12 protein-coding genes and 1 pseudogene are annotated in these 10,191 nt (G+C 41.0%); 6 read left to right on the top strand and 7 right to left on the bottom strand.

Features of this window, described 5'->3' with window-relative positions; all coding sequences use genetic code 11:
• The 3 genes from ABI367_RS13795 to ABI367_RS13785 form a co-directional block, all read right to left on the bottom strand.
• On the bottom strand, positions 1–594 hold a 594-nt coding region (locus ABI367_RS13795; RefSeq protein WP_462228057.1), incomplete at its 3' end, for a carboxylesterase family protein.
• 220 nt (positions 595–814) lie between these two features.
• Positions 815–1,552, bottom strand: a complete 738-nt coding sequence (locus ABI367_RS13790) for a hypothetical protein (RefSeq protein ID WP_462228056.1) — start codon at positions 1,550–1,552, stop codon at positions 815–817.
• Positions 1,553–1,756: 204 nt separating this feature from the next.
• Entirely contained in the window at positions 1,757–2,290 is a 534-nt protein-coding gene (locus ABI367_RS13785; protein WP_462228055.1) for an AidA/PixA family protein, read from the bottom strand.
• A 310-nt stretch (positions 2,291–2,600) separates the two neighbouring features.
• Here ABI367_RS13785 and ABI367_RS13780 point away from each other — a divergent pair, with 310 nt between their 5' ends.
• The 6 genes from ABI367_RS13780 (at position 2,601) to ABI367_RS13755 (ending at position 7,777) form a co-directional block, all read left to right on the top strand.
• The gene (locus ABI367_RS13780; RefSeq protein WP_462228054.1) at positions 2,601–3,233 is read left to right on the top strand and encodes a hypothetical protein; all 633 of its coding nucleotides are present in this window, start codon (positions 2,601–2,603) and stop codon (positions 3,231–3,233) included.
• 30 nt (positions 3,234–3,263) lie between these two features.
• Complete coding sequence (locus ABI367_RS13775) at positions 3,264–3,917, top strand: hypothetical protein (RefSeq protein ID WP_462228053.1); 654 nt, start codon at positions 3,264–3,266, stop codon at positions 3,915–3,917.
• A complete protein-coding gene (locus ABI367_RS13770) occupies positions 3,914–4,687 on the top strand; it encodes a sensor histidine kinase (protein WP_462228052.1) in 774 nt (257 codons plus the stop codon). The genes ABI367_RS13775 and ABI367_RS13770 overlap by 4 nt, the downstream gene beginning before the upstream one ends.
• Before the next feature lie 11 nt (positions 4,688–4,698).
• On the top strand, positions 4,699–5,370 hold the full coding sequence (locus tag ABI367_RS13765) for a response regulator (RefSeq protein WP_462228051.1): 672 nt from the start codon (positions 4,699–4,701) through the stop codon (positions 5,368–5,370).
• 150 nt (positions 5,371–5,520) lie between these two features.
• A complete protein-coding gene (locus ABI367_RS13760) occupies positions 5,521–6,285 on the top strand; it encodes a hypothetical protein (protein ID WP_462228050.1) in 765 nt (254 codons plus the stop codon).
• 55 nt (positions 6,286–6,340) lie between these two features.
• On the top strand, positions 6,341–7,777 hold the full coding sequence (locus tag ABI367_RS13755) for a family 43 glycosylhydrolase (protein WP_462228049.1): 1,437 nt from the start codon (positions 6,341–6,343) through the stop codon (positions 7,775–7,777).
• Positions 7,778–7,837: 60 nt separating this feature from the next.
• On the opposite strand, the gene ABI367_RS13750 is transcribed toward ABI367_RS13755, so the two are convergent.
• The 4 genes and pseudogenes from ABI367_RS13750 to ABI367_RS13735 form a co-directional block, all read right to left on the bottom strand.
• Positions 7,838–8,170 (bottom strand): antibiotic biosynthesis monooxygenase family protein, encoded by a 333-nt coding sequence (locus ABI367_RS13750; RefSeq protein WP_462228048.1) that lies wholly within the window; start codon positions 8,168–8,170, stop codon positions 7,838–7,840.
• Positions 8,171–8,210: 40 nt separating this feature from the next.
• Positions 8,211–8,894 (bottom strand): YdeI/OmpD-associated family protein, encoded by a 684-nt coding sequence (locus ABI367_RS13745; protein ID WP_462228047.1) that lies wholly within the window; start codon positions 8,892–8,894, stop codon positions 8,211–8,213.
• A 78-nt stretch (positions 8,895–8,972) separates the two neighbouring features.
• Positions 8,973–9,872: a helix-turn-helix domain-containing protein gene (locus ABI367_RS13740; RefSeq protein WP_462228046.1), complete on the bottom strand. Its 900-nt coding sequence runs from the start codon at positions 9,870–9,872 to the stop codon at positions 8,973–8,975.
• An 11-nt stretch (positions 9,873–9,883) separates the two neighbouring features.
• A pseudogene (locus ABI367_RS13735) lies at positions 9,884–10,191 on the bottom strand (MFS transporter); the annotation flags it as partial.

Genomic DNA, 10,191 nt, shown 5'->3' with positions numbered 1-10,191 from the left:
AACCTTTTTAGGGTCGCCGCCAAAAGCAGCTATGTTTTTTTGTATCCATTTAAGCCCTGCTATCATATCCAGCAAGCCATAATTGCCCGAAACATGGTGCGAATCTTCGGCACTTAATTCAGGATGGGCCAAAAAACCCAACTGCCCAACACGGTAAGCTACCGAAACCAACACTACACCTTTTTTAGCTAACACCGCGCCATTATAATTACTTTCAGAAGTGGCACCGGCACTAAAGCCGCCACCATATATCCAAACCAATACGGGCACCTTTTCGTTAGCTGTTTTGGCGGGTGTCCAAACATTCAGGTATAAACAATCCTCGCTTTTTCCGGAAGGAGGGTTGCCACCCTGAATAGGGCCCGGGGCAAATTTGTCGGCGATACGTACGCCGGTCCATTTTGTGGCAGGTTGCGGAGCTTTCCAGCGTAGCTGGCCCACAGGAGGGGCTGCAAAAGGTATGCCTTTGTAAATGGTTAATCCGTTTTCGGTTGTACCCTGTAATAGGCCTTCATCTACCTTAATGGGGGCAGGCTGGGCGATAACGGTTGCTTTGATAAGTACACAAGCAAGTAATAATAAAATAGGTTTCATAATGGTTATAGTTGGTATATCAAAGCTACTATTTTCAGTTTGATATAAAAATAAAACCGGCTACCAATAAACCGATCAATAGCGAGGAACCAATTAAGCCTCCGGTGCGGTGATAATACCGCCCAGAGGCTGGAAATGGACTTTGTACCGGGGGGTTAACCCTGTCTTAATTTGATCAGCATGTAGATCCTTTAGAGATTTTCATTAAGAAACGGATCTGTTATTTTAAAGCAGTTGATCGCGAGCTTGCTGGCATTGGGTTTTGCAGTATTACCCTAACCAGCCCACCTCTGCCCGAACGTTGTACATTGCATATTGCCTGTTTTTGTACGGGGCCTTTGGGTAGCGATGGACAAGGTGCATTGGCTGTGCCGGTGCAAGTAGTACAATTTACAGGGTATACACCCGGTAGGCCGGCATTTTGTTGTAAGTCTTTATTATATACTGTATCAATGGGTGTATTATTTGGGCCGTATACCCAACCGGCTGTGGACGCAGTAATTACCTTAATGAAACTGTTAACCCCGTTAACGCAGCTTATATCAAAGGTTTCCTGACAGGTTTTACTGGGGTTTAAAGTAAACTCCGCAATGCTCGTTCCATTTTTCCCGTGATTAAAATCGGCGCCCTTTACTGGACACTGTGGTGCTATATAAAAGCAAATATTCCCGCTGAAACATTTACCCTTCGCATCAAAAACCTGGCTGGATTTTGGCCCAAGTTTAAATTTACCCATCAGGGGGGCTACTGTTTTTAAGAATTTAAAATCTGCCAAACCTGCCGGAGTAGCGCAGCATTGGTTCTTCTTATTTTGAGCGGCAAATGTTATATAAACTTCTACCCAGGTGTTTTTATCGTTCGTTACCAACAGCTTGGTATTGTTAGCGATTACTGTTTGTCCAAAAATTGCGGTTGCTTGTGACCAAACAAGAATAAATAGTAATATTTTAGTTTTCATGATGTCGTTTTTTTTTATTTTCTTATTTTATTGACTTTTCTGACCTCCGTTTCAGTGACAAAGCCATATTTGCCGGCCGTATTATTTTTTTGAGTTAATGCATGCTTTTTTAATTAAAAAATTTTAATCTAAAATGAAGGTCTAACAAACCATACGATAGCCATGCAAAACCGCTACCGTATGGTGTAATTAATGATATTACGTTTAGGTTGTAATATTTATAAAAGGATCCCAGGAGTAATATCCAACGGTTGAGCCACTTACGCAATCAATTACCTGAAATGACCACGAATACTGTACCGTACCAATTTCTAAAATAGAAGCTGTCCATGCAGAGCACATGTAGGCTGCGGCACTTGGCTGGTTATCAGAGCTGTTGTAATACATTACAGCAGGCTGTGTTACCAAAATGGGTTGGGTAATTTGGCCGGTACCCGGGCCTGCACTTGCAAAGTTATAAAGTATACAGCTGTATGAATGAGCTGTTTGATCGGTAAGTAAGCCTGTTGACGGGTCGGTAATCGTCCATCTGACGGTGTCGCCTACTGAAGCGTTTATTATAAGTTCTGACTTACCCTGATCGGTATTGGCATATTGCCCGTCGCAGATCATAAAAACAAAGGTGTCTGAATTACTGTAAGATCCAAGCGATGTTGGCGCCTGCAGCGTTCCGGGGTTCAAGTTTTGTTGCATTAAACCATTTGTGTCAATTACACATAGAATGTCAATTGTTGCCATTATTTTATTGTTTTTTCCTACTCGTTTGGCTTTTCGGATATCCGCCTCCGCATTAACCTGTACGGCCAGGTCGTTTTTTATGGTGGGTTCTGCTCCACTTTACAAAAAGCTTTTTGATGATGTAAAGATGGAGCCTAATTAAATAGCACGTAAGCGTATAAGTATCTGATATATTAAACCAATAGTTATAACTGTTTATGTTAAAAAGCATAGGTATAATTACCTGTTTGTGGTGTAAATAGCTTTATAATAGCTACATAGAACGATTTTTTAAAGTATTATTGTAAAAAAATAACTTAACCTTTAAGACATGAAGAAATCATCAAAATGGCTAACGCTTCTTTTGGCAACTATAGTAGTTGCCTTGTGTATTGTAATAATATTTAAAGTAAACTGTCGCTGGAACCTTGCCCCGAAGCCGATCCCTTCAGAAATAATTGCCAAAGAATTGGTGCCACTTGATACTGCAAAATATCATCAGGCGGTATTTGATGTGATTTGTGATTCGATATTCAAGCCATATATTAAAAACAAAGATAAGGTACCCTATGGCGGGGGCATATTAAGAAACACTGACGTATTGCTGTCGCTGGGTTTAAACAATGCCGAACTTTATGATTACGTGCAATGCGAACATTTGAGACTTAAAACAATGCTGGGATATGATTATGCTAAAAACACCATAAAAATGTATGCACACCCTGTTGAAATTCAGACAAACGGGACAGATACTGTGGTTGTAGACCTGGTATTTGACAAAAGTGGTAACCTCTATTACGCTAAAAATGGAATGCCGTGGCAAAACCCTTGTAACAAGTGTTTGTTTTGTGGCGCGCTATCAACCAACAAATCAACGAAACCCGAACAAGATATTAAATTGAATCTTAATAAAGACGGGATGTATGTGATAGACCTAAACAATCCCTGCCCACCTTGTGATTAATAACAACATGATATAAGTAAAAATATGCAAATGTCATTAGTTCGCCTGATTATGGATGCGTCAAATATCCCGCCTTTACTGGCGGGTACGTTGGCTTTGGTGTATTTTAAAAGATTTGACCCCAAATTATTTTCGTTTAAATTATTCTTATTATTTAACGCTGTAATTCAAATTAGCCAACTTACACTCTCTGTTTTAAAACTTCACAACTTATTTTTATTGCATATAGATGTACCGATAGAATTCACATTATTGACGCATTTCTATTATTCATTTCTGAAACCGTATCTGGATAAAAAGATATTCTTTACACTAATATTTGTCTTCGTCGTATTCTCTGTTGGCAACAGTATATTTATACAGCATATTGACTCGTTCAATTCATACGCGCAGATTACCGAGTCTATTATCTTAATTATGTTATCAATATTTGCTTTCATTGTTTTGTTAGATCCCCGGTCCGGAATGAATAAAGCATCCATAGGTAAAACTGTCACCCTCATAAATTCGGGTATTTTTGTTAATCTTCTCACAACTATACTGATCTATTATTTTTCAAATTTTCTGATCAGTAACTCTAACAAAACAACTGTAAATTATATCTGGATATACAATGACCTGGCGTCAGTAGTGATGTGCACCTGTTTTATAATTGCCATTTGGAAACATATTAAACGCAAGTGAGCTTAGTTGATATCATAGTACCCTTTACGGTTGCCCTTTTTATTATAGCGGTAGGAGTGGTAGTGTTGTACCAGAATTTCCAGAAAAACCTGATGGAACTTGAGCTTGAAAAAGCCGAAATTGAAGCAAAACAGCGGGACGAACTTTTGCAAAACAGTATTATGGTGCAAGAGGAGGAGCGGAAGCGCATTGCCCAGGATATGCATGATGAATTGGGAGCGATAATATCAATTATTAAAATGAACCTGATGCTGATGCAACAAAAAGATATACAAACAGACAATCAAAATAAAAGTATTCAAAACCTGATCAGTTTATCCGAAACGGCAATTTCAAGCGTAAGGAGCATTAGCCACCAACTGATGCCGCCACATTTAGAAATGTTTGGACTGGTAACAACGATAAAATCTGTTATCGACCATATTCATCGCTCGGGTGAGATAACCGTCAATTTTTTAGTTAAATGCGATTGGCCTATACTTAATTGGCCGGCCACGCTGGGTATTTACAGGATTGTGATGGAGATGATAAACAATACCATTAAACATGCACAAGCGAGCAATATTTTTTTAGAATTTGATTGTTTAAACGGCAGTTTGATCATTAATTTTGAAGATGATGGGCTTGGGTTTCCGGATGTTGCCAAAACCCAAAGTGGATTGGGGTTTATTAGTATGGAAGCCCGGGCCAGGGCCATGACCGGTTGGTTTGAATACCAAAATGGCGACGAAAAAGGTGTTAAAATAACCATTACCATACCTCATAGCTAAACCGCATTAATATGGAAGACATCATTAAAATAGGTATTGTTGAAGATCAGTTATTGTTTAGAGAAGGCATTAAGGCAATACTGAACAATTGGCCTAATTTTGAAGTGATCTTTGAAAGCCCCGATGGGTTTTCGGTTATTGAAAAATTGCGAAATGCCATCGTTTTGCCCGATGTGATGTTAATAGACTTATCATTACCACCGCAAGAAAAAAAGGAGTATAGCGGCTTACACCTAACCTTGGCATTGGCCGAAGAATTCCCCCATATAAAGGTGCTTATCCTTTCTATACACGACGATGAAAATTTTATGGCCGAACTTATAAAGCATGGCGCGCATGGCTATCTGGTTAAAGATTGTGCCCTGTTAGAAGTGCAACAGGCTATTGTTTCTGTATACGAAAAAGGGAGCTATATTAACACCCGCACATTAAAGGCTATTCAAGGCAGTATGGCCAAAACAATAAGGCCGACTAAAAAACTCCTAACCAATATTTCACCACGAGAGGAAGAGGTGCTTAAATTAACCTGCCAACAATTCACGGCAGAAGAAATTGCCGAAAAACTATTTATCAGCGTTAAAACTGTTAATGGGCACCGCAACAATTTATTGGTAAAAACAGGGTCGCGTAACGTTACCGGGTTAGTAACATTTGCTATAAGGAATAATATTGTGCAGCTATAAAAGCTTACGGTGTTTAATACCATCGCGTTCCGCCAAAACCACCCTCTGTAAGCTTAATTAACATTCCCTCTTTCTTTTTAACTTCGTTTTTATAGATTTACATTATAGTAAACTGAATTTCAAAACAATAACCTTACTAACCAAACCTTTATGAACAGAAAACACAGTTCCCTGCTGCCGGTTATGGCATTTGTAGTTTTATTTGGATTACAAGCGGGTGCCATTAACGCTTTTGCGCAGGGGCCGGGTGCAGGTGGCCCGGGACGAAGATCGAACATGCCGCCCATACCGCTGGCAGGCGATACCACACATACCTTAACCAACAGCTTTACGCCCGCCACTAACGTAAAAAAAGCACCCGATGCCAATGGATTTATTCAGCGTTGGCTGGTGTTGGAACCGATTAAGAACAATCGCAGCAATAGTACAATGACGGTAAGCTATTTGAATACAACCTTAGCTACCGATAATTTTTCACCCGATTATAATGCCATCCCCAAAAATGGCGAAACGGTAAAAGTAGCAGGGCAGGACCTGAAATGGTACGCGTTAGACAGCAAGTATTTCAACTTTAATTTATACCATTTTAGCTACGCAACCAACACCATACGCAACGGCGTACTGTTTTGGCTGGTTACCGTCATCAATTGCACCGAAGACATTAAAAACGTGCGGCTATCTACAGGCCCCAATTCGGCAGGTGCATTTTGGCTAAATGGCAAGCAAGTATTGGTAGTTCCCGGCGATAAGGATGTTATAGCGGATCTGGCTACCTCGCCGCTTTTAACCCTTAAAAAGGGCAGGAACATTGTTCGCGCGGCGGTTTTAAACGGGCAGGGTATGGCTAACTTTTGCGTTCGTATTTTAGATGAGAACGGATCGCCGGTAAAAAACTTCACCCTTAGTTATCAATAAAATTCACTGTATTTAAACTATACATTATTCTGATATATAAGTTATTATGAAAAGAATGAAATTAATCGGCCTTACTGCGTTTTTAGTAGCATCGATAATACAAACCACCATAGCACAAATAGGAAGGCCATTTATCCATGATCCGTCAACCGTTGTTGAAGATAACGGAAAGTATTACAGCTTTGGCACAGGTGGCGGCGGCATAGTATCTGACGATGGATGGAAATGGCATAGCGGCGGCGTAAGGCCCGGCAATGGTGCAGCGCCTGATGCCATGAAAATTGGCAACCGCTTTTTGGTGGTATATGGCGCAACCGGTGGCGGCGGCAACCACAAAGGCGCCATTTTAAGTATGTGGAACAAAACATTGGACCCAAAATCGCCCGACTTTAAATATTCTGACCCGGTAGTGGTTGCTACATCTGATGGCTACGAAGACAACGATGCTATTGATCCCGGTTTAATGCTTGATCCAACTACCGGGCGCCTATGGTTATCTTATGGCACCTATTTTGGATTTATCCGCGTTGTTGAGCTTGACCCTAAAACAGGCAAACGGGTAGTGGGTAATAAGCCTGTTAACGTGGCCATTGTTTGCGAAGCTTCGGATATGATATATCACGACGGCTGGTATTACCTGTTGGGTACTCATGCCACCTGCTGCGCGGGTCCTAACTCTACCTACAATATTTTGGTTGGTCGTTCAAAAAGCGTAACCGGCCCTTATGTAGATAATGTAGGCCGCCCTATGTTGCAAGGCGGTGGCAAAATGGTTGCTACCACTCGGGGAACTTTAATAGGCCCCGGCCATTTTGGGCGCATGATCATTGAACCAGGCATTGAAAAAATGTCTTTCCACTGGGAAGCAGATCTGGATCAGGGGGGACGCAGCGTATTAGGTATAATGCCGATAGTTTGGAAAAATGGGTGGCCTATTATGGGTAATAACATTAAAGCCGGAACTTATGAGATACAATCAGAAAGAAGGGGCTTTGGGTTAGAGCTGGCTGTTGACTTGATCAGTATGCCGGGTGGCAGAGGCGGCTTTGGTGGCGGGGGCGACAACACACCGATAAAACCGGTTCCGCTGCAGCAATTAACTGATGTAATAAAAACCTGGCCAACCGGCGATATTACTACCCGGTTAAATGAATATATGTCTCGCCCGCATCAAAAATGGAGCATTACGCCGGCTCCTGATTCAAGCGGATATATAGGCGGCCCGTATTATAAAATTACAATAGCAGGGACAGAAAGGGCGTTAGCAGCAACCGCGGATGCCGAAGTGATAACCGTGCCAGCATTTACCGGCGCACCCGAACAATTATGGCGGATTGATCAGTTAACCGATGGTACCTACCGTATTATGCCTAAGATAGTTCCCAATTCAAAAGAGCAATTAGCGCTGGTATCCTCCGGCGACAGCACACCGGCATTGGCCAAATTTAATGTGACCAGCGATAATAGTAAATGGAATTTTGTGGCGCAATAAAATATGCTGAAAATAGTAAGGGTTGCTTTTGCGAGCAACCCTTACTATTTTAGCATGGAGTTATTGAAATGGCATAAAGGTCCTGACTACTTCATACATTCCAGAATCAAACGTGGCTATTTGAAGAGCTTGTTCCAAATAAGGCGATGCGGTAGGATTATTACGCATGTTTTGATAATCTGCTAAACTTCGCCACTGCGCATACATCGTAACTTTAGTGCCATCCAGGCTTTTGTGTAAGCTTGAAGAAATAAAACCAGCAATTTTGTTGACATTACCTTCTGTGGCGGCAATCAACAGATCAACCAGTTGTTGTTGGTTTGCGGGATCCACCGTAAAAATATTAATAAGTGTAAGGAAATTGTTTTCGGTCGAAATTTCAGTTTTGCTCATCATAAATAGTTTATTAAAATTTAGCCTGCGGTCGGTGTTATCACCGCACCGCTTTGTACACACTGGTGCGGTGAAACACCGACCAGGGGATTAATTTCACATTGTCGGATTTATTTTGATGCTTCCAAAATCTGCCTTTCCCTTCGGCAATCCATTCCAAAGCTTCATTGATCCTTTTTTCCCTTGTCTCTGACGTTTTTGCATCGGTGATCCAAATGATATAATCTTTTCGGAACGAGTTGGATTTACTTTCAAAAACTTCCTTAGCCTTAGGATTGGCCGCTAAGGCTTCGGTTAGATAATCAGGTGTTTCCAGTATCTTTGGTTTTTCCGAGGCCGTTTTCTCCCTTTTAACTTTTATACCGTTTATATTTAAGGTGACCGCCTCTTTCAGCATCGCAATAAATTCTTCATCCGGTGGTAGTTGTTCGATTTTGGTGATTTTCCCTAAAAATCGTTGGATAGGTTTTAGATCCTTATTGGCTTTAAGGCGAGCATCGCTCATTAGCCCGGCTTTTAAAAAGGAGAAAGAACAATGGCTTTTGTAGGCCGCCATCATACACATATGATCGCCTTTGTAATCAAAATGCGGAAAACTCCATTTTACCGCTTCGTCTACATCAGGGCAATTTTCTTGAATAAGCTTTCTCCAGTGCTTAAGGATCGGTTTGGCAAAATCTGCTGCATTGGAGATATAGGTGTCTATAGCGGGATCGTGTTTCATATTAAGTTTGTAAGCACAAAGATTCTTATACTAATCTAATTAAATCGGTGAAAAAATTGGAAAAACTGGTCTATTTAATCATTGCCGTTGTTTCCTGAAATCCGAAGGCGAAACGCCGGTATGCTTTTTGAAAAATTTGCCAAAATTTGCAGGATCGGAGAAATTAAGCTGGTAAGCAATCTCGGCAACCTTAAAATCCGTGTATTGTATGAGCGACCTGGCCTCTTTGACAATGCGTTCCGCAATAAAAGTCAGCGCATTTTTACCGGATTCCTGTTTAACGGATTGTGAAAGATAATTGGAAGAAATAGATAAAATGGCTGCGTATTCACTAACCGTTTGTTTAACAATGTAATGCTGGTCAATTAACTGGATAAATTTGCGTAATAAAATTTGCTGGCTAGTAGCCGGGGAAACCTCTTTTTGATTTTCCAATGCAAAGGCATGCATATAATAGAGCAAGCCTAACAATTTTACTCGGGCTTCCATGTGTTGCGCATTACTTGAAAGTTCATAAGCGGTGAAAACAGCTTCAAAATGCGGTGCTAATTTTTCAAAGACACTATGGTCAAACTTGAACAGGTTGGTATTGACCACATCGAACAAAGGGAATTGCTTGTGAAAATTGGGCTTAAAAAAGGAAAAGCATTCCGGCTTAAAATATATGATATATCCTTCCAGTGAATTGTTATGCGCAAAGCTGTAGACCAAATTCGGAGAATGAAAGACGAGATAAGAGTCCGGGTCCTGGATATTCTGCTCACCGTACTTCACTTCTATCTTACCTGAGTTAAATAACAGCGCAAAAAAGTAAAAAGATCGTATAAATGGTGGCTTATAAACCTGCCTGCCCGGGTCAAGGCGTTTTAAGCGTAAGCAGTAAAAATCAGGATTCTCTGTTCTACCCGGCCAAGGTATGGAGGCCAAAAAATCGTTGATATCGGTGTAGTAAGGAAGCTTAGATTTTATTTTAGTCACAGCTTAAAAATTTACGCATCAATTGCTGTTTTTGATTTGACACGTACCACATCGCCAACTAAAAATATATACGAGCAGGCACCCAAAAAACCTATCAAAGCAATAAAGAACAGAGCCGGTGCAAAGTTGCCGCCACGGGCTAAAAAGCCTATCACAACAGGTACCACCACACCGGATAGCTGGCCTATAAAATTGAATACGCCGCCGGTAATGTCAATCAAGCCTTTGGGGGCAAGTGTAGATATAAAAACCCATGTGATGGAAGCACAACCTACGCCAAAAAGCGATAACGACATGAAAAAAATGATGAGGTGCGTTG

Source organism: Mucilaginibacter sp. (assembly GCF_039935595.1).
Lineage (GTDB): Bacteria > Bacteroidota > Bacteroidia > Sphingobacteriales > Sphingobacteriaceae > Mucilaginibacter.
The sequence above is the reverse complement of the archived record's forward strand: the minus strand, read 5'-3'. Positions and strand labels throughout refer to the sequence as shown.